Source organism: Jonesia quinghaiensis DSM 15701 (genome assembly GCF_000423205.1).
Lineage (GTDB): Bacteria > Actinomycetota > Actinomycetes > Actinomycetales > Cellulomonadaceae > Jonesia > Jonesia quinghaiensis.
The window spans coordinates 415,379-439,255 of the sequence record NZ_AUHN01000004.1; the positions used below are offsets into that span (position 1 = coordinate 415,379).

The following is a 23,877-nucleotide window of genomic DNA, read 5'->3' on the forward strand; positions in this document are numbered from 1 at the left end:
CTCACACAACCTGCAGCCACGCACCCCACCAACACCGCCCTCCTAACGCCACCCGAGCGCTGGGGCGACGTGCGTGATGATGGATTCCATGAGGTGCGCGTTGTAGTCCACGCCGAGTTGGTTGGGCACGGTGATGAGGAGGGTGTCGGCGTCGGCGATTGCTTGGTCGTCACGGAGTTGTTCAATGAGCACGTCGGGTTCCGCTGCGTAACTGCGTCCAAAGATTGCCCGCGTGGTGGGGTCAATGTTCCCAATCTGGTCTTTTTCGTTTCCACCCACCCCAAAGTAGGCGCGGTCTTGCGCTGAGGTGATTGCGACGATGCTTCGGCTCACTGACACGCGTGGTTCGCGCGAGTGCCCCACGCTCGCCCACGTTTTGCGGAACTCTTGGATTTGTTTGGCTTGTTGCACGTGGAACGGTTCGCCGGTTTCATCGTTTTTTAAGGTGGAACTCATCAGGTTCATGCCGTATTTCGCGGCCCACCTGGCTGTTGCGTCGGAGCCTGCCCCCCACCAGATGCGTTCACGCAGGGTGGGGGAGTGTGGTTCGAGGCGGAGCTTGCCTGGCGGGTTGGGGAACATGGGGCGCGGGTTGGGTTCGGCGAACCCTTCACCGTTGAGGTGACGCAGGAATGTCACGGTGTGGTCGCGGGCCATGTCGGCGTCGGTGGTGCCTTCGGGTGGGTTGTGGCCAAAGTGCCGGTACCCGTCGATCACTTGTTCTGGTGACCCACGGCTGATACCGAGTTGCAGGCGTTGTGAGGCGATGAGGTCGGCGGCGCCAGCGTTTTCGACCATGGCGAGGGGGTTTTCGTACCGCATGTCAATCACCCCGGTCCCGATTTCGATGCGGCTGGTGCGTGCCCCAACGGCGGCGAGTAGCGGGAACGGTGAGGAGAGTTGCCGGGCGAAGTGGTGGACCCGGTAGTAGGCGCCGTCTGCGCCGAGGTCTTCGACTGCTTGTGCGAGGTCAATGGATTGGTGCAGCACGTCGGCAGCGGATTGCGTGTGGCTGTCTGGGTGTGGGGTCCAGTGCCCAAAGGACAGGAATCCGATGTTTTTCATGCTTACCTCAACGGGTTGCGGTGCGCTGACATTCCGATGCTATCCCGCATCTTGCTCATAGCGCCGAGCAACCCAGCAGCAGCTAAGCAAGGTTTTCAGCGCAGTGCCTGGTTCCCCACTACTACATCGCACCCATGTGGCATGTTTTGGGCACGTGTGGCATGTCGAGGACAACACACTCAGTACAAACACATGACCGTGGCACGCGCAGGTAGAAGCGGTGGGCGTCGAAGCGTTGCCCCCCGGAGTCTAGGTCGATTGTGGTGCAGTTGGCTTGGCGCGCCCGCTCGGTGAGGTGGTCAAGCAGCAGATGCCCGTGTCCGGCTGACCTCAACGAGGCAGCGGCTACAAGGTCATCAACGTAGAGTTTGCGCAGAGCTGAGGTGTTCGAAATGATTCGCCACCCTGCGATAGCAACGTACACCCCGTCCACAAAGATCCCAGTGAAGCGCAGTCCTTGGGGAGTTCCCTCCCTCAGCACAGTGTCTAACGTGTCAGCGGTGAGGTGTGAGCGCAGTTCTTGGAGGACTAGCAGGGCAGTGTCCCATCGCGGGTCGCCAGGTTCTAGGTCACTGATCAGGGGTGATGCGCTCATATGATTACTCAACGCTCGGATTCGTTGGGATTGCTCGCGGTGATCTGAACGTGACGTTGCAGGGTTGGAGGTGGCGCATCGTGTCCGATTGTCGGTTTTGCCGGTAGCCACATGGTGGCTGGGGAGGCATGTTCACAGGGTGGGCGTATTCAATGGTGCTGTGAATGCTGACGTTGTTGCTCCGGTCCCGCTTGATGTGCGTGAAGCTCGTGATAGTGATTGGCCTGCGATGCGGGAGATTTACGAGCAGGGCATTGCGAGTGGTCATGCCACGTTTGAGCCCGCGCCTCCCGCTACCTGGGGTGGTTTCATCGAGGGGAAGATCCCAGCGCTGGTGTTTGTGGCGGTGGCGCCTGACAGCAGTGTTGTGGGGTGGATTGCGGCGTCGCCGGTTTCTTCTCGCCATGTGTACCGCGGGGTAATTGAGCATTCGGTGTATGTGTCGTCAGCGGCGCGTGGTGGCGGCGTTGGGCATATTCTTCTTGATGCGCTTATTGCGCGGTGCGAGGAGGTTGGTGTGTGGACTATTCAGTCAGTGATTTTCCCGGAGAATGTTGCGAGTTTGCGTCTTCATGCACGCCATGGTTTCCGTGAGGTGGGGCGCCGGGAACGGATCGCGTTAATGACGTATGGGCCGTGCGCTGGGGTGTGGCGGGACACTTTATTGATCGAACGGCGGTCCAGCTAACTGTTGGAAGTGGGTTTCTGCGCTGTATTCTGTGCCGCTTCGCCCTGCGGGGGCGCGCGATGGCAGGGTCACCATGACGAGGAGCCCATCGCCGGGTGGTGATTCGAGGACTACGGTTCCACCGTTTCGCCGTACTAGTTCGTCCACGATCGAGAGCCCAAGTCCGGTTCCGGGGACGTTTCCTTGTTCAGCTTCGGGGGCGCGGTAGAACCTCTCGAAGGCGTGGTCGAGTGCTTCTTGGGTCATCCCGGTGCCGGTGTCTTGCACGAAGAGCAGTGTTTCTCGGCCTCGTGACGCCGTGGAGATGGTGATGTTCCCACCTGGCGGCGTGAATTTGATGGCGTTGGATACCAGGTTGGTGATGACTCTGCTGATGTCTGCGCGCACTGCATAGATGGTTTGGTCGGCCATGTCGCATTGCATGGTGACGTTCTTTTTCTCGGCGGTGATGCGTTGGCTTGAGGCGACGTCGTGCACGAGGTCTTTGAGAATCAGGCTGGTTGCAAAACGATCTGATGCGGCGCTGTTCTTGGCTCTCCCGAGAGTAAGGAGGTCTTCCACTAACTCACCGAGCCGTGTTGCATTGCGGCTAATGACTTGCACCCAGCTACGTTCCATGTCGGGTAGTTCTTCGGAATCAAGGAGAAGCTCCCCATATCCGATAATGCTTGTGATGGGGGTGCGTAGTTCGTGGCTGGTAGTTGCAACAAACCCTTCGCGTTGCCGGTCGAGGTCTATTCGGGTGAGTAGTGCGGCCGATTCTGCTTGCGCGGCGGCAAGTTGCAACCGATTCGCTTGGACGGTCGTGGTTACATCAAGCATTTGAACGGCCATTCGCTTTGCGTTCGGCTCCGTGGTCGATGTTTCGACGGGGTTCGCAACGACGCTGACTGTTCGCGGCGGGTCAGTTTCGAGGTTAACTGTCACTTCGGTGTGTGAGCCTAATGCTTCACGCGCTGCATCTTGAAGGGGTCCTGTCCACTGATTATCTGTGGTGAAACTGCCAGCAAGAAATCCGGTGGCGGCCCGATTTTTCCAGATAACTATAGAGTTTGTGTTATTAAGTTCAGCAACAATAAGACCAACTCGTGAGGTAATGAAGCCGCTATTCAGAATATCTGCAACGTTTGACGCACGAGCAGTGACGTACTGCATTTGATATTGGGCCGTTGCGAGCATAATACAAAAGCTCGTAAGCGTGACAAGCAGCAACTCAACGAGAGCGGCGGTAGTAGCAATAGAAAATATCGATGAATTGAATGGACCACCACCGGCTAGACTCATAAAGAGGATGAGAGCGGCGGACAGTGAACTTTGAATCAAAATAATTTTTATCGGAAAACGAAAGGCGGCCCAGGCGAGCACTGGGAATGGTAAAAACGCCAAGGGATAGCTAGCGCCGGGCCGAAAAACGAGGACGATAGTTATCAAAAGCAGGAAGGATTGTAGGAGGACTTCCGGTCTTTTGCTTTGTGAAATTAAGGGATCTGGGAGAAGAACAAATGGGGAAATCATGAGAACTGCGGCAGCATGCGATGCGACGATCCCGCTCATCGCTATCAGTACCCCGTCACTTCTTAACTGCGCGATTGCAATCCCGGCGATGAGTCCTGCCACCATAGCACCGGAGATCGCTGCTAGAACGAACCGAACGCCCGCATTCAAGGAATTAAGGGTAAATCGATACTGAGACCAACCAAGAATCCACGCTACAGTTGCAACTTCTGAGGCGTTTGCGATACTAAAGATTACAGATACATCTAGAGGCCGCCCGCCAAGAAAATTCGACAGGCCAGTCGACAACAGGACAATGACGACAACCCAAACTCGGTGCCAAGGAGGAGCGGCTAGAACAAAAAGTACAGCCAGCCCCGCAGCTGGCCACCACAGCGCAGGTTGATTCTCTGCCGGTGAGAAATTCACCCCGTAGTAACCTAATATGAAAATAAAAACGGCAAAGATCGGCCAAGACCATACAGGAACAACCCATAGACCTTTTCGCTCGCGAGTTATCAGCGTAAAGTCACCCAAACCGCTATCTGTGTCCATGCTGAATAACGATAGCGAAACATACCTAGTCGGTAAAGGAGTATTTCATGGCTAAAGTCCTCGTTGTGGAAGACGACCCTGATGTTGCTGGACTGATCGAGCATCGTCTCCGTGCTGCTGGACACGAGGTGACCATGGAGTCAGATGGTGAATCCGGACTTGCCACAGCCCTTGCAACCACGCCAGATTTACTCATCCTTGATTGGATGATGCCTCGCCTCTCTGGCCTTGAGGTGTGCGTCGCGGTGCGCGCAAACCCGCAAATGGATAACACCAAAATCCTGATGTTGACCGCCAAAGCCCAGGAAAGCGATATTGAACGCGCACTCACTGCTGGCGCAAATGACTACGTATCGAAGCCGTTCTCTCCACGTGAACTTGCCGCCCGGGTGGAAGCCCTCACCTCATGACCGAGACGTGGTTCGAGGATCTGGCGCGGTATGTGTTAATCGCCGCTCTGGTGGTTTTCGCGGCCACGCTACTTTTCGTTGTCATCACACGGATTACCCGTCAAGCACGCACCGCATCTCGAGACCAGCGTATTACCCGTTTGCGTACCCATATGAGTGCCATTCTCGATGAGGAGCCCTTGCCGGAACTCTCCAACAAAGACTGCAAAGAACTCACCACTTTAGTGATCTCGCTGTCGCAATCAGTTCGGGGAGAAGACCGTGCGATTTTGGCTGCCTGGTTGCGCGGAGTTGATGTTGAACGGCGAGCTTTCGACCTGATGAATTCTCGTATCGCGAGCCGTCGCGCCAAAGGAATTACCCTGTATTTGCCTTTGGCGGACAGGGAACCAGCGCCGTTAGAGAAACTATTGGAAGATCGAAACCGGGCAGTGCGGGCTTTAGCTGCACGCGCCTTGGGGCGGGCAGCAGCGCTAGATTCTTTACCGGCGCTGCTGGAGCATACGGGTAATGGGCCACGCAGCATTCCGGAACCTGTTGCCATGATGGCAATCATGCGCATGGCGCCCCGCTCCGCCAACCCCTTCTTTAACGTTCTGCCCAAAGTAAAGACGGATACAGCAGCTTTTTTGGTTCGCCTTGTGGGTTCGCTAAACCTTATTGATGGGCGCGCCCGGTTAGAACATCTTCTAAGGGACCCGCGTGCCGAGGTTCGTCTTGCCGCATTGGGGTCCTTGGGGAACCTGGGAATGCCGACATCACTGCGCGCACTAGAGGACTACGTTCCTACGTCTGAGGCTGAAGAGGTCGCACGACGTCAAGCACTGGCCGATGTTGAATTGAGTTTGTCATGAACGAATACCAGTGGTTTTTTGTTGCTATCTCACTAACACTCGCGATCTACTATGCGCTCTACAATATTTCATTTATTATTATTTTTACTCGTGCAAATCTTGATATTCTTCGAGAAACTCGGTGGCCTCGACAAATTTCCCTCACTGAAATTTTTGCGAACCCGCTCACCCCTGGTGTGAGCATTATTGTTCCCGCGCACAATGAGGCAGCCGGTATCGTTCCCGCAGTTGAGGCACTCCGTTCACTGCGCTACCCCCTTGTTCGCTTGGTCATTGTTGATGATGGTTCCACTGACGACACCTTCGCTTTACTCAAGGAACACCTTGATCTGAAGGAAGCCGTTGTCCCTTTCAGTGACGATGTTGTTCAAGAGGGAGAGGTTCTGAGCACCTGGAGAAACCACACCGGTGATGTCACGGTGATCCGTAAAGCCAGCACAGGGCGTCGGAGTGACGCCATCAACTGTGGGTTACGGGTCGCAGATCAAGAGTTGATCTGCATGATTGATGCTGATTCGCTCCTCGAACCTGACGCCCTGTTGCACGTTGTTGAGCCCTTCCTGATCGACCCTCAGGTTATTGGGGTGGGTGGTGTTGTTCGACCAGCAAACGGTGCCGTCATTGAGCGTGGTCGAGTCACTGAGGTTCAAGCACCAGACACGTGGCTCGAACGAATCCAGGCTTTGGAGTATCTGCGTGCGTTCCTCATTGGGCGCACTGGCTGGTCAGCAATGAACGGGCTGATGATCATCTCTGGTGCGTTTGGCATGTTCCGCAGAGAGTCATTGATTTCCATTGGTGGCTTGGATCCGCGCACACTCGCGGAAGACGCTGACATTGTTTTGGCTCTGCATAAGAAAACCCGCGAGGCAGGTCAACGCGGCCGTATCACTTTTGTGCCCACCCCCGTCTGTTGGACGGAGGTTCCCACTACTTTCTCAGCGCTCGGTAGGCAGCGGGCGCGCTGGTCTCAGGGTTTAGGTGAGCTTCTTACTAAGTACCGGTCGATGATTGGTAACCCTCGTTACGGTGTACTTGGAATGTTCACATTGCCGTACTTTTTATTGTTCGAGTACCTTGGACCACTCATCGGTGTCATTGGTTTCACAGTCACAGTGGTGTCAGCGGTCATGGGGTGGATCCCGTGGGGACTATTCTGGCTAACTATTGCGGCCTCGGTAGGGCTTGGGTTTATCGTCTCAGCGCTAGCTGTATTCATAGAAGAGGCGAACTACTTCCGTCTTTCTCGCTCCCGTGACGCACTCCAACTCCTTATGGCCGCGGCCATCGAACCGTTTGGGTTCTACTTTGCGCACAGTTGGTGGCGGCTCAAGGGGCTGTACCGGCACACCCTCAAGAAGGAAAGTGCGTGGGGTTCACAGCAGAGAGCTGGGTTCGTTCAGAAGGACGCCAGCAAAACCACATGACAACACCTCACACAAGATTAGCTTCATGAGGTCGCAGCATGAGGTGTCTATCCGGCACCGGAAGGCGCATCGAGAAGCAGACCTATTCCGCCGGCAATTGGCAAAAATGCGAAGTAGATTCGCCGCGCCATCGCGAACAGAGTAATGAAGAAACCACGCGTAGTTGAAATAGCTGTCTGACCCCCAGAGGGGTTGAGGTGTTTGTTCATCGTCCATGGGGATTCGCGTAATCCAGCTCGTTGAATGAAAAAGATCATGCGTCCGGTGCGCATGAGATACCAGAGACCATAGGAGGTCAGGATTATTCCAGCGGGCCTGAAGGTGTCAGTAATGGTCAAAATACTAAACAAAGGTATTGAAGCAAGGAACGCAAAGAAATACGGCCATGAATAGGTAATCTGGTGATCCATGGCGATGCGATACATCCACAGGCGCCGGTCGGGAGCCCCTTCATCAGTGAGCTCTAGGGACCGAGCCCGCATAATCAGCGAAGCCCCAACGAACATGACGATCGCAAAGACCGGCATGATGACCGCTAGATAATGTGCTGGCGGGAAAGTTAACATCCCGGCAGAAAGCACAATTGCTCCGCCAACTGCTACGCCATAAAGCGTAATCCCTGCTTTTGCCGATGCGTATTCGGTGAAAACCTCACGCACCGATTCGCCGTCCGTTACACCACTGATCACACGGTAACGAAGGTAGATAACGAAACCGAAACATGTCAGCATTAGCGCATACACGATTGCGTTAGCAGGTGCAGGAAGCGCAACCGCCAAAACAATCATGGTTAGCTGAATCAGAATGAAAAGGTCTGATTCCAACGTTTGAGTAAGAATCCATTGGCGCAACCCAGAACGCGCTTCACTATCAAATGGGTCGTTCGCTAAACGCCATCGGTAGTATTTTCCTAGGTGGTTCGTAACGTGTCTGGCACCGCGCACATCAGACGCAAGCGACATTAAAAGATTGTTTGTTGAATCAATCGCGAGGCCTCTTTTGAGGTAGTATTTGGCTGCCCTGTGGTTGCCACTGCGCACAGCGACCATTGCCGCCACAGCAAGTGAATCAGCTGAATGCGGGTCTAGCCGAAGCGAATTATCAATCGCTTCTTGAGTCATAATGAGGTTCGTTTTGGTGACCCGCTCCCGCGAAAGTAACAAGGCGACGTAGAAGTAGCCAAGGCTGAAATCCGGGGCTAAGTCAGTGAGCCGGTAAGCGGTGCTCAACGCTTCATCATGCGCGCCACGGGCAACAAGAACCGCAATATACATCGCTAAAGCTTGTGGTGAATCTGGGTGACTTTCCAGTACCCGCAGCACTGCGCTGTTCGCCCTATCGTGGGCTTCCTCACGGGTTATTCGGGTGCGAAGAAAGCTACCTCCACCCCGTGCCGCTATTGCTTCTTCAACTGCAAGGTAAACCTGCGCTGTAAGAAGCCAAAACTCTGGTGTGTCATAGTATTCAGCTGCGTTACTGTCCAACACCTCAATAGCGTTATCAAAATGTTTTGAAGCGATGAACGCCTCAATGCGGGCGTTGAGGTTGGGAAAATCTAGTTGGGCAGTCATTTCAGCGAATCTTTTTACTTTTCAGATAGTGGGCGAGGTCGTCATATCGACCACCAGCATTTGCGAAGCGCACAACGTTCACCGACGAGTGCAACCACGACGTGGCGGATGGTTTTATTTCTGTCAGCGCCATTTCCATGTGAGACATGTCGATAGGGAGCACTTCACCAGCCGAAATAGACTGCATCATGGCTTTTTCGGCTGCTGTGACGGCGAGGTGTTGCAGGTCGGCTCCGGAGAAGTCCTCGGTCGCAGCGGAAAGTTTACGCAGGTCAATGCCAGCAAGTGGCCGGTTCTTCAGGTGGTAGTGCAAAATCGCTTCACGGGCGGGCGCATCAGGTGGGGTGACCAGAATAGTGCGGTCAAGGCGCCCAGGGCGTTGTAACGCCTCATCGAGATCCCACGGATAGTTTGTTGCTGCCAAAACGTACAGGCCGTCGTTGTTACCAGCCATGGAGTCGAGTTCAATGAGGAGTTGGTTGACCATTTGGCGCAGCCAAGCGGCGCTGCCGGACAGGGAGGTTCGTTTCATTCCCAGTGCGTCAATTTCGTCGAGGAACAGCACTGTTGGGGTTTCACTGCGTGCCTCATCAAAAACAGCTTTGAGGTTTTTCTCTGTTTGCCCAATGTGCGCATCGAGAATGTCTGTCATAACAACGGACATGAAGCGCGCACCCAGTTCCCCGGCGACAGCTCGTGCAATGAACGTTTTCCCGCACCCTGGTGGCCCGTACAGCAGAAGCCCGCCACGGAGTGTTTTACCGAATGCTTTGGCGATTTCGGCGTTTTTCATCGGTTCAAGGAAGGACTCGTTGAGTCGTTTCTTCACGTTGTCGAGCCCACCAACATCGGCGAGTGTCACGACGTCTTGTTCTGGTTCGATGGGGGCAACACCTTCGGTGTCGCTGTCCCCTGAGATCGTGAACGCGGGCGGTATATCCACCCCAATGTCAGATTCTGCAGTTGCCCAATCAAAACCATCAACGGCTTCTGACGATGCTGGTGTTGCGGTTGCAGGGGTTGGTGCGGATTCCGTCGGCTGGACAGGCACGGAAGGGCTTGCAGCCGGTGGCGCTGGTGCAGGTTCTGTGGGCTGAACTGGCGCTACGGGCGCAACCTGTACCGGTGATGTGCCGCCACCTGCCGCTAGTGATTGGGCGATGCTGGGGAACAGCGCAAGGGCACGAGTGTTTGTGGCATCTAGTGACAGGGTGGCGCTGACATGGGTGAGCGCTTCAACATGGTTACCGGCGGTGACGAGCGCTTCCGCGAGGTCGAGGCGCAACTCTGTGTCATTAGGGTCAGCAGCAACTGCGTCACGCAGAAGTTTTAGAATTCGCTCGTTCACATCAGTCTCTTTCCACAGTCTGCGGATAGGCGACTGCTGTGTTGGTGGCCGTGGGGGGCATTCTGCTTGATTCTACTGAGAGATCAGGAATGAGCCGGTGGTGATCAGTCCCCGTCGCTCTCCTATCAATCGAAAGTGGGATTGTGCCCACTTTCCCTTTCGAAAGTGGGCACAATCCCACTTTCGTTAGGGACGGGGTGCCTGGGCAGCGGCACAGTGGGGACGGAGTGCCTGGGCAGCAGTTGGAGGAGCCGCAGTTGGAGGAGCCGCAGTTGGAGGGGGCGAACACTACTGGAGGCGTCTATGTCGTCACACTGACACCGCTCGAGATTCGCTTTCCTCTGGTTCAGCCTAGTGTGGAAGAACAGATGGAAGGACGTGAGGCCTGTGGCAACCGTTGCCGAGAACATGATCACAACCCTGTCCCTGAACGGCGTAGAACGAATTTACGGTATTTCCGGTGATTCACTCAACGGATTAACCGATGCTATCCGCCGCCAAGACACCATTGATTGGGTGTCTGTCCGCCACGAAGAGTCAGCCGCGTTTGCCGCTGGTGCTGAAGCCGAAATGACTGGCAACCTCACAGTGTGCGCGGGGAGTTGCGGCCCAGGTAACTTGCACCTCATTAACGGACTGTATGACGCGCATCGGAATCGCGTTCCCGTGTTGGCTATTGCCGCGCAGATCCCCACCACTGAAATTGGCACCAATTACTTTCAGGAAACGCACCCGCAAGAGTTGTTCCGTGAGTGTTCGGTGTATTGCGAATACGTGGCGAGCGCCGAGCAGATGCCGCGCCTGCTAGAAATCGCGATGCGCACTGCGGTGGAGAAGTCCGGGGTTGCGGTGCTTGTTATCCCTGGTGATGTGGCCTTGGGTGACGTTCCTCAAAACCGCCACACACTTATTGAGCCCACTCGTTCATCTATCATTCCGGCGCTTGATCAGCTTGAGGCCGCAGCACAGGCCCTGAATTCGGCGAAGTCTGTCACCATTTTGGGTGGGGCGGGAACAAAGGACGCCCACACTGAAGTGATGGCGTTGGCTAAGGTACTCAACGCACCCATTGTGCATGCGCTTCGTGGCAAAGAATACCTTGAATACGACAACCCTTTTGATGTTGGTATGACTGGTCTGTTGGGTTTCGCTTCAGGGTATCGGGCAATGGAAGATGCCGATGCGCTTCTGCTGCTGGGCACGGATTTCCCCTACCCACAGTTCATCCCAGAGAAGGCCGCCGTTATCCAAGTTGACCTGCGCGGCGAGCAGATTGGCCGCCGCTACCCAGTGGATGTGGCGTTGCGCGGTGGTGTGCGCGAAACCGCGGAAGCGTTGCTGCCTTTGGTCACGAAGAAAAAAGGTAAGCACCTCAAAACCGCTAGGGAGCATTACCGGAAAACGCGGGAAAAACTTGATGACCTAGCAAGTCCTACACCCGATGGCGAACCAATCCACCCGCAGTACCTCACACGGCTCCTTGATGAAATCGCACCGGACAATACGGTGTTCATTCCTGATGTTGGCTCACCAGTGATGTACGCAGCGCGTTACCTCACCATGAACGGCAGCCGCCGCCTCATTGGTTCTTTCAGCCACGGGACCATGGCTAACGCGCTCCCGCAGTCCATTGGTGTGCTCGCTCAGGACCCGTCGCGCCCCACGGTGTCGATGTCTGGTGATGGTGGTTTGTCGATGCTGTTGGGAGAGCTGTTGACGGTGCGTCAGCATGGGTTGCCAGCAAAGATTGTTGTGTACAACAACTCGTCGTTGAACTTCGTGGAATTGGAAATGAAAGCTGCGGGCATCGTCAATTTCGCCACGGAACTTGATGATCCAAACTTTGCTGCTCTCGCCAACGCCATGGGCATCACAGGTATCCGTGTGGAGAACTCTTCTGAGGTTGAGCCTGCACTGCGTACTGCTTTTGCCACGGAGGGGCCTGTGCTTGTTGACGTGGTGACAGACCGGCAAGAACTGTCCATGCCACCATCAATTACTGCGGAACAAGCCAAAGGCTTCACGTTGTATGCGATTCGTACAGTGATGTCGGGGCGGGGCGATGAACTTCTTGATCTTGCGAAGAGTAACTTGCGGCAGTTGTTCTGAGAGAATCTCGCAGAATCTTGGCTAGATGAGTGCCGTGTGTACGCTAACTTTCAGCGTTTACCTAGCCTGTTACGCGGTCGTAGGCGAACTTTGGGGAGTTCTGGGGCATCAAGTCTTTCCTTGTCACCGGTGTATCCCAGCACATCACCAAACCGCTCTGAACGAGCTTGCCAGGCTTCACGAGCTGCCACAATGCCCGCGTGATCAGGGGCTATGAAGTTCCACCACATCACTACTTCTTCAGTGAATGGCTCACCACCAAGAAGCAGAAACCGGGCGTCGCTGTGTGCGGTGACGCTGATGGTACTGGGGCCACAATCGACGATGCCCAGGTCACCGCGCGCTAGGGGAGTGTCAGCTAGCACCACATCCCCGGCATCAATGAGCACCCCATGTTCAAACGTGGGGTCCACGGGAATGTTCCACGTGAAACCAGCCGCCATGGTGATCTCCACTCCCAGGAGTGGAGTGGCGGTCTCAATGGGGGATGGGGGAACACCTTCAGAGCATGGAGGTGCGTCCCCCGTAGCGAGTACGCCCATGAAAACGCGTGCCTGAACGCCGGGGGAGACCCCAACCACTGGTGGTGCGTAATGCTGAAACCTGCGAGGGAGGTTTCGGTACTTGAAGGGCAGCACCACCCACAGTTGCACCCCGTGCAGCACGGTCGTTGCCGTCGTGGACACCTCAGAGTGCGCTATGCCCGAACCGCCCGTCATCAGGTTCACTTCTCCCGGGCGAATCGTTGCATGCACGCCACCTGAGTCGCGGTGCTCCACCTGGCCGTCAAACAGCCACGTCACGGTTTGCAGTCCAGTGTGAGGGTGGGGTGGAACATTCATTCCACCCGTTGCCGCAGTGTCATCTGGCCCGTAGTGGTCAACAAAACACCATGCCCCAATGAATGAGCGTTCACGGTGGGGGATTGTGCGCCGAACAGTCATGGCGCGCGGACCACCCAACGGGACGTCGCGTGGAGTGAGCACCTGCACTACAGGGGCAGTAACGACCTGTGGTTGGTGCCCGCCAGCATCTTGGGGGCATAGATACATCTCATCGCGAGCTGAGAACGTTGACATGTTTCCAGCCTAGTAGAGCCACTCTCGGGCAGCAGTCACTAACGCTTCGACTCCTCTGGTCAGCGTGGGTTGTAGAACCGGCGCAAAAAAAGGCGAGTGATTAGAGGGAAGGTCCGTTGGGAGTCGATCATGTGTGGCGGCTTCTTCAAAGAGTGCCGGGTCAGCGCCACCAAGGAACCAATACACCAGGGGAACTCCAGCTGCCAGCGAGAGGTTGCTGACGTCCTCGCTGCCTGAGATCACACCGATATCTACGACTTTGTGTGCACCGAACGCGTCAGTGAATGCCTCGCGAAGGCGTTCGGTGGACTCTTCATGGTTGAAGGTCACGGGGTAGCGTTCCGTGTAGTTCACATCGGGGGCTTGAGGTGCGCCAGAGGCAGCAGCTTCGGCCTGCACAACTCGTTCCACTGAACTCAACGCCTTGGTGCGCACATGGTCATCAAAGGTTCGCACGGACAATCCCAGCATCGCAGTGGAGGGGATGATGTTGTTTTTCGTCCCGGCATGAAGTTGCCCCACGGTAACAACCACGGCGTCAGTGGCTGCGATGTCACGGGACACGACCTGTTGGAGTCGTTGCACCACGTTCGCGGCCATGACCACTGGGTCGACTGTGGTTTCAGGGCGGGATCCGTGGCCACCAACTCCGTGCAGAGTGATGTCTAGCGAGTCATCTCCAGCCATTGCCACACCCGCGTGAAGGGAAAGGTAGCCCGCCGGGAGTGGGGCGACATGTTGCCCCAGCACGATGTCCGGGGTGGGTATGAGGTCATAGAGGCCGTCGTCCACCATCTGCTGGGCCCCGCCACCTCGCTCTTCACCGGGTTGGAAGAGAACAATCAGTGTGCCGGACCATTCATCAGCACTTTCGGCGAGAGTTTCGGCAGCCCCCACGAGCGCGGTGACGTGCATGTCGTGGCCGCAAGCATGCATGAGGGGAACTGTATTGCCGTCAGGGTCTTTACCTGTGGCAGTGCTTGCGTAGGGGAGACCGGTTTGTTCCGCCACGGGCAAGGCATCCATATCTGCCCGGAGCATGACGGTAGGCCCTTCACCGTTGTCGAGGATTCCCACCAGACCGGTACCTCCGATACCGGTCTGCACCTCAAATCCAAGGGTGGTGAGATGCTCTTCGACCACTGCCGCAGTACGGTGTTCTTGGAAGGATAGTTCTGGATGCCGGTGAAGGTCGATGTATAGCGCTTCTAGGTCAATGCTCATCACCCCATCGTTGCACGTCAAGTGACGCGGATCACCCTGGAGTAGCGCATTTCGCCCCGTCAACCCCGGGGATTATTGTGGCACTGACCACGGAATGCCACGAAAAGGTGCACTCATAGGCACGGTGTTTTACTGTTTCTTTGCATAAGTGGCGCACGGTACCCTTCCTTGCGCCCTAACGATAGGTGACCGGATGTCGACGACCACAAAGACCACTCAAACCGAGCAACCAGCAATTGCTCCGTTTGTTTTCTGGCCAGCGGCCATCGTTGTGCTGATCTTCGCGGCCTACGCGATCATTGCCCCTGACTCTGCTCAATCACTGTTCAACTCCATCCAAACGAACGTTATCGATTCCTTCAGCTGGTACTACGTACTCATCGCTGCAGGTTTCGTCGTGTTCTGTTTGTATGTCGGATTCTCCAAGTACGGCGACATCAAACTTGGAAACGATGATGACGAGCCTGAATTTTCCAACATGTCATGGTTGGCCTTGCTGTTCGCAGCGGGAATGGGCATCGGGCTAGTTTTTTATGGACTCAGTGAACCGCTCAGCCACTTTGCCAACCCACGACCGGGCGTGTCAGGAACCTCAGAACAGCTCGCACAGTACTCACTGCGCCAGACCTACCTTCACTGGGGAATCCACGCCTGGTCCATCTACGTTGTTGTCGGTTTGGCTTTGGCCTACGCCATCCACCGGCGCAAACGTCCCATCTCCATCCGCTACACCCTCGAACCTCTCCTCGGGCGCAGGGTTCACGGAAAGCTTGGTGATGCTATTGATATCACCGCGCTCGTTGGAACAATCTTTGGTGTTGCAACCTCACTAGGGTTGGGTGTTCTGCAGATCGCCGCAGGGCTTGAAGCAATCGACGTCGCTGAGGCATCTAGCTCACTCGAGGTCGGAATCATCGTTGTGATCACGGGTTTTGTTATTTTCTCGGTAGTGTCCGGGGTAACAAAGGGCATGAAGTGGTTGTCGAACATCAACCTCATCATGGCTGCTTTCGTTGTCCTCTTTATTCTCTTTTCCGGGCCAACTGTCTTCCTGCTCCGCGAGTTTGTTCAATCCATCGGTAACTACCTGCAGAACTTCGTTGGGCTTGCCTTCACCGTGTCCGCATTCCAAGGCGCTGACGGAGAAGTCTGGCAACGCGGGTGGACAACGTTCTACTGGGGTTGGTGGATGTCATGGGCACCCTTTGTTGGGGTATTCATTGCCCGCATCTCACGAGGGCGCACCGTACGACAGTTCGTGGTTGGAGTCATTCTCATTCCAACGCTCGTTACGTTCTTGTGGTTCTCCATCATTGGTGGGACCGGTATCTACTTTGAACTGACCGGTGGCGCACAACTCATCAACGCTGACGGAAGTGTCGACGTCGAAGGTTCACTGTTTGCGCTACTCGCCCAGCTTCCGGGCACCATGATCCTCACCATTGGTGTGTTGATCCTCATCGCAATTTTCTTCATCACCTCAGCTGACTCCGGCTCGCTGGTCATGGCGATGATTGCATCGGGCGGCCAGCTCGAACCCAAACGTTGGTTGCGGGTTTTCTTCGCCTGCACCAGCTCAATTCTGGCTATTGCGCTTCTCCTCGCTGGTGGACTCAGCGCCCTACAAACAGCGGCGATCCTTATCGCCTTGCCGTTCTCATTCGTGATGATCGGGATGTGTTGGGCTACTCTCACTGCTTTCGCGCGCGAAGATCGTGCCTACCAAAAGGCACAGCGGGCAGCGTTCCGTGAGCACATTGGTGACTACTACGGTTTGGAAGTGGAAGAACCCACTCAGCGCACTCCTGCGCCACGTATCGCCTGGCCGGTGAAGAAACGCAAGCCGCGTGTCACCGCGCCTGAGGTGGCACCGCAGCCCGATGCTACCCCACCTGTCACAGATCCGGCACCCAAGGAATAACCCAGGGCGCCGGTAACAGTACACAATAATTTCATCGCATCACTGAGAGGGGTCAGCGCACAAACGTGTTGTTTGACCCCTCGTCAGTGTCGGGCTTTTCCACACCATTCGACCAGTTGTAGGTGCCCTTGTCGCCCAGCACCTCCAAGGCGCCGATCTCCCCCGAGACAACAACCTTCACACTGTTGCCCGTGCTGATCAACGAACTAATGTCATTGGCATTCACCGTAATGTCATCACCAGTGACAATCATTGTTCCTGCGGTTTTTGTGGTGACGTGGGAACTCTCACCAACAACAGTGACTGCGCCCATGTCATCCACGTTCATTGTTGACTTCGCACCCTCAGCAACCGCTTCTTTCCAAGATTCGCCCAGCAGGGTGGACGCTTCTCCAAGGATGACCACTTGCTCTGCTTGAGCAATATTTCCCGTCACCTCTGAGGCAAGCACTGTGACAACACCGCACTCCCCATCAATCACCGGGCTGGACTGATCAACTCCGATAATGACTTCCTCACCTGTTGTGCAGGTGCCACCGTCACTGAGGTCACGGGTTTCCATCGTTGCCTGAACGCCGTCAGTCCCCTCTTGCGCAGGACTTATTGTTTCTGTGTTGGAGGCATCGGGCTCCACCTCTGTTGCACCGCAGCTCGTGAGCACAACGGACAAAGCTACTACCGCAAACACCTGTTTCATCATGGTGTTTACCCTAGGTGAGTGGCATCGTTACTGACGAGGTGAGAACTGCACATCTAACTCGCGTAAGAGCTCTTTGGCTTCTTCAACGTCCCATTGCGTGCCTTGAAGTTCGAACTCAAAGAGCACTGGCCGTTTGGAACGCGCGGCGATATCTCTCGCCGCAGCCTGGTAGTGGCGGCCAAAGTTCCGGTTACCGGACCCCATCACCCCAACCATTCGGCGGCGGGTGGCCGGGTCGTGAAGGAACCTCTTCACCGGTTCAGGAATGGTGTCATTATCCGCGTTTCCTGTTTTATAGGACGGCGTGAGAAGTACCCATGGCCCGTCGGGAACAGACTGACGCACCTCACGCTCTGTGAGATCAAAAACAGGTCGACCTAAAGCCTGGGCGAACTGCCGGACCATCCCCGAGGTTGACGAGTAAAAGTAGATGGGAATCTGACGCATCTTCACAACACTATCCGTGTACCTGACACCATCGGTGGGCCCTTCGCCCCGCGTTAACCGTCACTCACGTGCCTGTAATTCGCTGGTGTGGCACGGCACATTGCCATGCCACACCAGCGTCGTGACCTAGCTGATTGGAGCCGCAACTTAGGCGAGTTTCAGGGTGGTCACGCAGGTTGCATCTTCATCACCGGTAGTAGAAATTTCAGCCGATGCTTCCTTGCCGTCATAGGACACAGTGAGGTCCGCGGTGATACCGCGGGGGAGCCACACACCAACAAAACCATTGTCGAATGATGTCTTTTTCTCATCAACGAGAACGTCACCGGTTTCTGCGTTGGTGATAGTGACCTGCATGTCAACGTTTTGCAGTTCCCCACGGCATGTGGTGAGGCTGTGGAAGTGGCAGTCGTGGGTTCCGCTCACGTATGGGGCAAATGACAAGTAGAACTGGTCATCAGGAATGGGGAGGGAACCTTCTTGTCCGTCAGTGGACAGGACAAGGTTAGCGGGCCGCACGGAAGCGAGAAGCGTGCTGGGGCGGTCTGCAATGGGCATCTCGTCAAGGTGGTTGATGATTTCTTGCACACTCAACCCGGCAAGACCATTGCTTGCAGCAATGTCCATCCCTGTGATCATCTGCTGCATGAGCTCAATTTCAGTGTTTTGGTCAGCGATGATACGCCCTGCCAAATCCAGCGACTGAGCGTTCTTCCCATCGTTGAGGTGCTGTTGTGCCATGTCCACAGCACCTTCGTGGTGAACGATCATCTGCTCAAGGAAAAGTTGTGATGCTTCTTCACCCGGCGCTTGATCCAGCGCTGCCATGTCTTCCTGCGTCATCATGCCGTCCTCGTGACCGGCGTGAGATAGGTCTTGTTCAGCGTCTTCCTGCCCCCACTTGGTGAGCCATTCCTGCATCTGGGCTATCTCTGGGGATTGGGCTTCTTTAATGGTTGCTGCGAGGTCAGCTACCCCTGGGTCAATTCCTTCACGTCCGAGCACGAGGTCTGACATCTCAATAGCTTGCTCATGGTGGGCGATCATCATGACCGCGAACATGACGTCAGCGTCATTGTGCACGGTGACGTCTTGGGTTGATTCTGTTGTGGTGGTGATGGTTGTTTCACTGGGCGATGGGTCAGAACTGCATGCTGTCAACGCAACAGCAGCTCCGATGGCAAGGGCGGTGAGCGAAAGAACGCGCTGGGACATAGTTTTCTCCTGCAAAGTCGTGTGAGTGCGCGCAACATCGTGATGCGGCGCAAGGTTCAATCGAAGCCGGGCGTGAAAACCGCCCGCTGCAGGTTTTATGTGCGACTAATACACAGAAGAAGGCGTGAAGGTGCCTGGGGAATCGGGAGTAACAGCCAACGTGGGATGGGCTGGCGTTGCGGGAGGCGCATCGTGCCGCGTGCGAGAAGGCGTGGTGCACCAAGAAGTGCGGTGAACATCAACAGTGCCAAAACACACAGCAGGGTTGTTGCCATAGAGCTTGGGTCACCGCAGGTGGCGCAAGCCGCCACAGGATCGCCGATGCTTGCCGCGCCGTGCCCGCCGTGATGTGCCGTTGGGCTCGAGGAAGCCCCAACCATGACGGCACTGTCAGTTGCTGGCGCAGAAGTCACAGCCGTTGACGGGCTATGGTGCCCAACAACGTGCATCCACACCAAACCAGCGAGCAGCACACCCACCATGAGCATGACAGTGAGAGGTCCAGCGGGTGCAGTGTGCAGCCCCTGAACTCTTCTCGTGATCTGTCGAATACTCACGAGCACAACACTACCGACCGTTCGTCCACCCGGGTAGGACCACAGGCCCCGTCTTTTCTTGATGTTCGCCGCAGCCTGCACACAAGATGAGTCTCGTTTCCAGCGAGGAGCACGGGTGGCTCATTGAACGATGGGGTGACATTATTCAGCGTCGTTGACGGCCCACAAAGCCAGGCATAGCGTGAAGAACAGCGAGACTGAACACTTGTTCAGTCACTTGTTTGCTCACCGTGAGGTGGGCGTCATGAAGGAACACCGCATGGGCTATCACTACCGCGGGACACAACACTCCACCCCTGAGCACACGAACGCCGAGCGCATCCGTGACGCAGCCATTGACCTTTTTGGTAGGCACGGTTTCACAGCTGTCACGATCAAAAACATCGCTGAGCAGGCAGGGGTATCACCACCTCTTGTGATGCATCATTTTGGTTCTAAAGCAGGCTTACGCACTGCCTGCGATAGGTATGTCGCTCAGCGCATACACGCATCGAAAATCGCGGCCATGTCTACCGGGGCGGGAATCGGCCCAGAACACCTTCTGACACAGATGCATGAAGGGGCACCCATTCTTCGCTACCTCTTCCACGCTTTAGTCGCTGGTGGGGAAGGGATAGACGCACTCGTTGACCAACTCGTTGACGACGCATTGGAATACACCACCCAAGCAGAAAAAGCAGGGGTCGTCACTCCCAGCGTGAACGCCCACCACCGCGCCGCAGTGATCCTCCTGTGGAGCTTTGGCGGCATGATGCTTCACCGACATATGAAACGGCTGATCGGCACCAGTCTGGTTGATGACCCGCCAGAAAAGTGGGGACCATACATTGACACTGTTCTTGAGATTTATACCAACGGTGTTCTCACTCCAGGAGTTTTTGACCACCTCTCATCGAACGGTTCAGCTGGTTCGTCAACACCACCAAGCCCTTCGAACTCCACCAACCATGCAGGAAAGGCACAGTGATGAGCGGAACAACCCCCGTCATCTTTACCCATGATCTGATGAAAAGCTTTGGCCGCGTCCAAGCACTCGACGGTCTGAACTTCAACGTTGAGGCCGGAGAAATTCATGGTTTTCTTGGCCCAAACGGGGCCGGTAAATCAACCACCATTCGGATTCTCCTCGGGCTACTCCGTAGCGATGGCGGGACGGTAAAAGTCTGTGGTCAAGATCCGTGGCGCGACGCTGTCAGCCTCCATAAACGCCTCGCCTATGTTCCGGGGGACGTGGAATTATGGCCAAATCTTACTGGCGGCGAAACGATTGACATGATGTTGCAGTTACGTGGCCAATACAACCAGCGCCGCCGTGACACACTCATTGAGAGATTCGACCTCGACCCACGGAAAAAGAACCGCACCTACTCCAAAGGGAACCGGCAAAAGGTTGCACTCGTTGCAGCGTTAGCGTCACATGTTGACCTTCTCCTCCTGGATGAGCCCACTGCAGGGCTTGACCCACTCATGGAAGTCGTCTTTCAAGAGGTCATCCGTGAGGAGCAACGTGAAGGCCGCTCGGTCCTGCTGTCGAGCCATATTTTGGCTCAAGTTGAAGCGCTTTCTGACCAGATTTCCATCATTAGGCACGGCAAAATTGTTGAGTCCGGGACCTTATCTGACCTTCGCCACATGACGCGCACGACGGTTGTGGTCGAAACCGACCATCCTGCGGATTCTTTGGCGACACTGCCTGGTGTTCATAACCTGCGTGTTGAGGTGTCAAAAACCACTTTCGATGTTGACGGTGACACCGTCCCTCACCTCATGCCAAAGCTCACCTCGCTTGGTGTGCGGTCACTTGTTGCACATCCACCAACGTTAGAACAGCTCTTGATGCGCCACTATGGCACCGCCACAGACGGCATCACTGCTGCTGGGGCGGGAACCTCACCTTCAGGAAATGCGCCCGAACAACGCCAGGACACACCATGAGCAGCACATTGACCACACAACGAACAACCGAGCACTCACCTGCTCAAGCAACTCTGACTGGTACGGGGCGTCTTCTGCGCACCATGATCCGTCGCGATCGGGTGCGCACTACCGCGTGGGTGGTTGGGTTGGGGCTCTTAGGGTTTTACTTCGCACATGCCATTCAGGTGATTGCTGAGGACACCAGCGAGTTAGTGTCACTCACCGTCATGTTCGCTGACCCGGTGGGGCGCATGATGGTTGGTCCCGGCTATGGCATGGACGCTCCTACGCATGAGCGTTTCTTTGCAGCTGGATATGTTCTGTTCTTGTATCTGCTGTGCGCGTTGATGAGTATTTTCACGGTAGTTCGCCACACTCGCGCTGACGAACAGGCAGGGCGCTCTGACTTAGTCAGAGCAACCGTTGTTGGGCGTCATGCACCGTTGACAGCAGCTCTCATACTTACTGTCCTTGCGAACCTCGCTGTTGGTGTTTTGGTTTTTGGTGGTGCAGTGTCTGCAGGCTACGCATTCACTGGTTCGATGCTCGTCGCAGCTGGGGGAGTCGCTACTGGTGTGTTCTTTGGTGGGCTTGGCGCAGTGACTGCCCAGTTGGCGTCGTCATCACGCAGCGCTTCTGGTTTTGCTGGGGCCGTGCTGGGGTTGGCTTACGTGGTGCGGATGGCTGGTGACATGGCCGCACCTGGGGGGTCGTCGCTGTCGTGGTTTTCTCCTCTTGCTTGGGCTCAGCAAACCGCGCCGTATGTTGTGGACCGCGCGTGGCCGCTCCTTCCGCTAGTTGGTGGTGGTGTGCTTCTCGCCGCTTGTGGGTTTGTTTTGTCTACCCGACGTGATGTGGGGTCTGGAATTTTGCCGACGCGTCTTGGGCGAAGCAGCGCCCACAGTTTTTTGGGCACGCCGTGGGGGATGGCTTATCGAACACTGCGTGGTGGTCTTCGCGGGTGGGGCATTGCCCTGGTTCTGACCGCTGCAATGTATGGTTCCTTCACCCAAACAATGGTTGATGCTGGTGACGATTTGCCTGCTGAGTTTTCGCAGATTTTCGCAGGCCAGGACATGATTGCTGGCTATGTCGCATACATGTCGTTGTTTTTGGCGGTGTTTGTTGCCGCAGCTGGTGTGAACGCCATGGGGCACCTGCGTGGTGAGGAGTTATCTGGCCGTGCAGAGTTGGGCGTATCAACGTCTATGGGGCGGGGCATGTGGTTGGTTGCGCACTTGTGTGTCATTGTTGCCGGCGTTTTCTCGATGCTCGTGATGATTGGCCTGGTCATGGCGGCAACGGCAGTTGCAACAATGGCAACCCCTGTTGATGGCTTGTTCACGGACGCTATGGTGGCGTCAGTGCATCAGTTCCCAGCGGTTCTTGCTGTGCTGGGGGTTGTTGCTGCGTTCTTTGGTTGGCTACCTCGATTTGCGATGCCTATTGGGTGGTTGCTTGTGGGTTGCGCTGGGGCGTTGTCGGCTTTTGGGCCGCTGCTTGAGTTACCTGATGCGGTGTTGTCTCTCAACGTTTTTGGTCATTTGGCGGGTTTCCCCGTCGAGGACATCACGGGAACGCCTGTTGTGGCACTGACGGCTGTTGGAACGTTGGGGATTGTTCTTGGGCTAGCGGGTTGGAGACAGCGCGACATACATAACGTGTAGTGCTACACAGCTGTAAGACAACACCGCGAGGATGGCACAACACACCATCACAAGGCACTAAGCGCCAATCATGTTTTTCCCGTACTTTGGTGGGTCGTTAAAGAAAATTACAGGTATGGTGCCACGCTCTTGCTGAATTTTCTTTAACGATTTATTCCAGATATACCGAAAAATAATGGCGGTCAGTATCAAATTGGCCAATGCAAACCAGTGGTTAAATGTAAAAGGTGCTACAAGGTAAGTTAAGCCAATCGCCAATGCAACCCATCCAACGACTTGATGTGTTGTAGGAAACCGCTTTGAAACTGTTGGAACTGCAAGGTACAAGATCGCGTTTGCTATGAAGGGGCTGGTCACGAGAGCAGACCATTCAAATACTTGCGCAACTGTCATGTCTTCACTGCTCGCTTCTGTCCGGTTACGGCGATAGTGCAGTCGTTCAGTCCGAGAAATTCGCCAACGACTCCGCGCAGCTCAGCGGCGCATCGAGGACCATGTCTGTCTCTCACAGAGGACATCGAGCAGTTGACTAACCGGTCCTTCGTCGAGGTAAACCGGGCCACTGAAACCATTCCATACCAATAGCATCATGACCCATTACAAAAAAGAAAGCCCCCGAACTTTCGTTCGGGGGCTTTCATCACTGTGGAGCTAACGGGACTCGAACCCGTAACCCCCTGCTTGCAAAGCAGGTGCGCTACCAATTGCGCCATAGCCCCAAACACGTGATTGAACTAGTCAATCGTATCAGTTACCTCTGACCAGAGGTCGCGTTGTCCATCTTCAGCAGTAATCTTACGCCATACAGCGTAACCTGCTGCAGCTGTCAAAGCTACGAAGAAAAACTTCTTCATGGTGCCCTCCAGTGGTTGGTCGTGGGCCTAAGAGGACTTGAACCTCTGACCTCTTCGTTATCAGCGAAGCGCTCTAACCGCCTGAGCTATAGGCCCCTGTCATTGCCTTTACTTACGTAACCGGCGACGACAATTAAAGTTACCGCATGTGCGGCTGATTCCAAAATCGCATCCGATTGG

The 23,877-nt window shown here is 55.5% G+C and carries 22 protein-coding genes and 2 tRNA genes; 9 read left to right on the plus strand and 15 right to left on the minus strand.

Translation table 11 applies throughout. The features are described from left to right. Nucleotides 1-42: 42 nt before the first annotated feature. Nucleotides 43-1,065: an LLM class flavin-dependent oxidoreductase gene (locus tag G538_RS0102045; protein WP_029068002.1), complete on the minus strand. Its 1,023-nt coding sequence runs from the start codon at nucleotides 1,063-1,065 to the stop codon at nucleotides 43-45. A gap of 121 nt (nucleotides 1,066-1,186) precedes the next feature. Beyond that, nucleotides 1,187-1,660, minus strand: coding sequence for a GNAT family N-acetyltransferase (locus G538_RS14625; RefSeq protein ID WP_051196469.1), 474 nt, complete (start codon nucleotides 1,658-1,660; stop codon nucleotides 1,187-1,189). 160 nt (nucleotides 1,661-1,820) lie between these two features. Here G538_RS14625 and G538_RS0102055 point away from each other — a divergent pair, with 160 nt between their 5' ends. Continuing rightward, on the plus strand, nucleotides 1,821-2,348 hold the full coding sequence (locus tag G538_RS0102055; protein ID WP_084618033.1) for a GNAT family N-acetyltransferase: 528 nt from the start codon (nucleotides 1,821-1,823) through the stop codon (nucleotides 2,346-2,348). Here the strand turns inward: G538_RS0102055 and G538_RS17640 are convergent. Further along, complete coding sequence (locus tag G538_RS17640; protein ID WP_169514076.1) at nucleotides 2,322-4,271, minus strand: ATP-binding protein; 1,950 nt, start codon at nucleotides 4,269-4,271, stop codon at nucleotides 2,322-2,324. The genes G538_RS0102055 and G538_RS17640 overlap by 27 nt on opposite strands. 173 nt (nucleotides 4,272-4,444) lie before the next feature. Between G538_RS17640 and G538_RS0102065 the strand changes: the two genes are divergently transcribed. From G538_RS0102065 to G538_RS0102075, 3 genes are read left to right on the plus strand one after another with little or no spacing between them, the layout of a single operon-like run. Next, the gene (locus G538_RS0102065; RefSeq protein ID WP_029068004.1) at nucleotides 4,445-4,807 is read left to right on the plus strand and encodes a response regulator transcription factor; all 363 of its coding nucleotides are present in this window, start codon (nucleotides 4,445-4,447) and stop codon (nucleotides 4,805-4,807) included. After that, the gene (locus tag G538_RS0102070; protein ID WP_029068005.1) at nucleotides 4,804-5,661 is read left to right on the plus strand and encodes a HEAT repeat domain-containing protein; all 858 of its coding nucleotides are present in this window, start codon (nucleotides 4,804-4,806) and stop codon (nucleotides 5,659-5,661) included. Before G538_RS0102065 ends, G538_RS0102070 begins: the two co-directional genes overlap by 4 nt. Beyond that, on the plus strand, nucleotides 5,658-7,088 hold the full coding sequence (locus tag G538_RS0102075) for a glycosyltransferase family 2 protein (RefSeq protein ID WP_029068006.1): 1,431 nt from the start codon (nucleotides 5,658-5,660) through the stop codon (nucleotides 7,086-7,088). Before G538_RS0102070 ends, G538_RS0102075 begins: the two co-directional genes overlap by 4 nt. Before the next feature lie 47 nt (nucleotides 7,089-7,135). Here G538_RS0102075 and G538_RS0102080 read toward each other — a convergent pair whose 3' ends face one another. After that, the gene (locus tag G538_RS0102080; RefSeq protein WP_029068007.1) at nucleotides 7,136-8,659 is read right to left on the minus strand and encodes a tetratricopeptide repeat protein; all 1,524 of its coding nucleotides are present in this window, start codon (nucleotides 8,657-8,659) and stop codon (nucleotides 7,136-7,138) included. A 1-nt stretch (nucleotide 8,660) separates the two neighbouring features. Beyond that, nucleotides 8,661-10,007: an AAA family ATPase gene (locus tag G538_RS0102085; RefSeq protein ID WP_029068008.1), complete on the minus strand. Its 1,347-nt coding sequence runs from the start codon at nucleotides 10,005-10,007 to the stop codon at nucleotides 8,661-8,663. 387 nt (nucleotides 10,008-10,394) lie between these two features. Between G538_RS0102085 and poxB the strand changes: the two genes are divergently transcribed. Then, on the plus strand, nucleotides 10,395-12,116 hold the full coding sequence (gene poxB, locus G538_RS0102090) for a ubiquinone-dependent pyruvate dehydrogenase (RefSeq protein WP_029068009.1): 1,722 nt from the start codon (nucleotides 10,395-10,397) through the stop codon (nucleotides 12,114-12,116). Nucleotides 12,117-12,166: 50 nt separating this feature from the next. Here poxB and G538_RS14635 read toward each other — a convergent pair whose 3' ends face one another. Continuing rightward, nucleotides 12,167-13,195 (minus strand): pirin family protein, encoded by a 1,029-nt coding sequence (locus G538_RS14635; RefSeq protein WP_342664636.1) that lies wholly within the window; start codon nucleotides 13,193-13,195, stop codon nucleotides 12,167-12,169. Between the two features lie 9 nt (nucleotides 13,196-13,204). Further along, the gene (locus G538_RS0102100) at nucleotides 13,205-14,419 is read right to left on the minus strand and encodes an amidohydrolase (RefSeq protein ID WP_029068010.1); all 1,215 of its coding nucleotides are present in this window, start codon (nucleotides 14,417-14,419) and stop codon (nucleotides 13,205-13,207) included. A gap of 193 nt (nucleotides 14,420-14,612) precedes the next feature. On the opposite strand from G538_RS0102100, the gene G538_RS14640 reads away from it, so the two are divergent. Continuing rightward, nucleotides 14,613-16,340: a BCCT family transporter gene (locus G538_RS14640; protein ID WP_051196471.1), complete on the plus strand. Its 1,728-nt coding sequence runs from the start codon at nucleotides 14,613-14,615 to the stop codon at nucleotides 16,338-16,340. A 52-nt stretch (nucleotides 16,341-16,392) separates the two neighbouring features. On the opposite strand, the gene G538_RS0102110 is transcribed toward G538_RS14640, so the two are convergent. From G538_RS0102110 to G538_RS0102130, 4 genes are all read right to left on the minus strand, one after another. Beyond that, entirely contained in the window at nucleotides 16,393-17,040 is a 648-nt protein-coding gene (locus G538_RS0102110; RefSeq protein ID WP_029068011.1) for a hypothetical protein, read from the minus strand. A 27-nt stretch (nucleotides 17,041-17,067) separates the two neighbouring features. Next, nucleotides 17,068-17,487, minus strand: a complete 420-nt coding sequence (gene nrdI, locus G538_RS0102115; protein ID WP_029068012.1) for a class Ib ribonucleoside-diphosphate reductase assembly flavoprotein NrdI — start codon at nucleotides 17,485-17,487, stop codon at nucleotides 17,068-17,070. A gap of 147 nt (nucleotides 17,488-17,634) precedes the next feature. Beyond that, nucleotides 17,635-18,702 (minus strand): CueP family metal-binding protein, encoded by a 1,068-nt coding sequence (locus G538_RS18190; protein ID WP_084617972.1) that lies wholly within the window; start codon nucleotides 18,700-18,702, stop codon nucleotides 17,635-17,637. A 95-nt stretch (nucleotides 18,703-18,797) separates the two neighbouring features. After that, nucleotides 18,798-19,259 carry a hypothetical protein gene (locus G538_RS0102130; protein ID WP_157544262.1) on the minus strand — a complete coding sequence of 154 codons (462 nt, stop codon included), beginning with the start codon at nucleotides 19,257-19,259 and terminating at the stop codon, nucleotides 18,798-18,800. 244 nt (nucleotides 19,260-19,503) lie between these two features. On the opposite strand from G538_RS0102130, the gene G538_RS14650 reads away from it, so the two are divergent. From G538_RS14650 to G538_RS0102150, 3 genes are read left to right on the plus strand one after another with little or no spacing between them, the layout of a single operon-like run. After that, a complete protein-coding gene (locus G538_RS14650; RefSeq protein ID WP_084617974.1) occupies nucleotides 19,504-20,226 on the plus strand; it encodes a TetR/AcrR family transcriptional regulator in 723 nt (240 codons plus the stop codon). Next, a complete protein-coding gene (locus tag G538_RS0102145) occupies nucleotides 20,226-21,194 on the plus strand; it encodes an ABC transporter ATP-binding protein (RefSeq protein WP_051196473.1) in 969 nt (322 codons plus the stop codon). The genes G538_RS14650 and G538_RS0102145 overlap by 1 nt, the downstream gene beginning before the upstream one ends. After that, nucleotides 21,191-22,843, plus strand: a complete 1,653-nt coding sequence (locus tag G538_RS0102150; protein WP_029068016.1) for an ABC transporter permease — start codon at nucleotides 21,191-21,193, stop codon at nucleotides 22,841-22,843. The genes G538_RS0102145 and G538_RS0102150 overlap by 4 nt, the downstream gene beginning before the upstream one ends. A gap of 57 nt (nucleotides 22,844-22,900) precedes the next feature. On the opposite strand, the gene G538_RS0102155 is transcribed toward G538_RS0102150, so the two are convergent. The 4 genes from G538_RS0102155 to G538_RS0102170 all read right to left on the minus strand — a co-directional run bounded on the left by G538_RS0102155 (nucleotide 22,901) and on the right by G538_RS0102170 (nucleotide 23,793). Then, the gene (locus G538_RS0102155) at nucleotides 22,901-23,236 is read right to left on the minus strand and encodes a hypothetical protein (RefSeq protein WP_029068017.1); all 336 of its coding nucleotides are present in this window, start codon (nucleotides 23,234-23,236) and stop codon (nucleotides 22,901-22,903) included. A gap of 253 nt (nucleotides 23,237-23,489) precedes the next feature. After that, nucleotides 23,490-23,562 (minus strand) — tRNA-Ala (locus G538_RS0102160). A gap of 15 nt (nucleotides 23,563-23,577) precedes the next feature. Further along, entirely contained in the window at nucleotides 23,578-23,697 is a 120-nt protein-coding gene (locus G538_RS18195; RefSeq protein ID WP_211218573.1) for a DLW-39 family protein, read from the minus strand. A gap of 22 nt (nucleotides 23,698-23,719) precedes the next feature. Next, nucleotides 23,720-23,793 (minus strand) — tRNA-Ile (locus tag G538_RS0102170). Nucleotides 23,794-23,877: the final 84 nt, after the last annotated feature.

What these genes read in the sequence shown, in the direction of transcription:
- nrdI (WP_029068012.1), bottom strand. Translation starts at nt 17,487, where the DNA reads ATGCGTCAGATTCCCATCTACTTTTACTCGTCAACCTCGGGGATGGTC.
- G538_RS0102150 (WP_029068016.1), top strand. Translation starts at nt 21,191, where the DNA reads ATGAGCAGCACATTGACCACACAACGAACAACCGAGCACTCACCTGCT.
- G538_RS0102070 (WP_029068005.1), top strand. Translation starts at nt 4,804, where the DNA reads ATGACCGAGACGTGGTTCGAGGATCTGGCGCGGTATGTGTTAATCGCC.
- G538_RS0102065 (WP_029068004.1), top strand. Translation starts at nt 4,445, where the DNA reads ATGGCTAAAGTCCTCGTTGTGGAAGACGACCCTGATGTTGCTGGACTG.
- G538_RS0102080 (WP_029068007.1), bottom strand. Translation starts at nt 8,659, where the DNA reads ATGACTGCCCAACTAGATTTTCCCAACCTCAACGCCCGCATTGAGGCG.
- G538_RS14650 (WP_084617974.1), top strand. Translation starts at nt 19,504, where the DNA reads ATGAAGGAACACCGCATGGGCTATCACTACCGCGGGACACAACACTCC.
- G538_RS0102145 (WP_051196473.1), top strand. Translation starts at nt 20,226, where the DNA reads ATGAGCGGAACAACCCCCGTCATCTTTACCCATGATCTGATGAAAAGC.
- G538_RS14625 (WP_051196469.1), bottom strand. Translation starts at nt 1,660, where the DNA reads ATGAGCGCATCACCCCTGATCAGTGACCTAGAACCTGGCGACCCGCGA.
- G538_RS18190 (WP_084617972.1), bottom strand. Translation starts at nt 18,702, where the DNA reads ATGTCCCAGCGCGTTCTTTCGCTCACCGCCCTTGCCATCGGAGCTGCT.
- G538_RS14635 (WP_342664636.1), bottom strand. Translation starts at nt 13,195, where the DNA reads ATGTCAACGTTCTCAGCTCGCGATGAGATGTATCTATGCCCCCAAGAT.
- G538_RS0102045 (WP_029068002.1), bottom strand. Translation starts at nt 1,065, where the DNA reads ATGAAAAACATCGGATTCCTGTCCTTTGGGCACTGGACCCCACACCCA.
- G538_RS0102155 (WP_029068017.1), bottom strand. Translation starts at nt 23,236, where the DNA reads ATGACAGTTGCGCAAGTATTTGAATGGTCTGCTCTCGTGACCAGCCCC.
- G538_RS0102110 (WP_029068011.1), bottom strand. Translation starts at nt 17,040, where the DNA reads ATGATGAAACAGGTGTTTGCGGTAGTAGCTTTGTCCGTTGTGCTCACG.
- G538_RS0102075 (WP_029068006.1), top strand. Translation starts at nt 5,658, where the DNA reads ATGAACGAATACCAGTGGTTTTTTGTTGCTATCTCACTAACACTCGCG.
- G538_RS18195 (WP_211218573.1), bottom strand. Translation starts at nt 23,697, where the DNA reads ATGAAGAAGTTTTTCTTCGTAGCTTTGACAGCTGCAGCAGGTTACGCT.
- G538_RS0102100 (WP_029068010.1), bottom strand. Translation starts at nt 14,419, where the DNA reads ATGAGCATTGACCTAGAAGCGCTATACATCGACCTTCACCGGCATCCA.
- G538_RS14640 (WP_051196471.1), top strand. Translation starts at nt 14,613, where the DNA reads ATGTCGACGACCACAAAGACCACTCAAACCGAGCAACCAGCAATTGCT.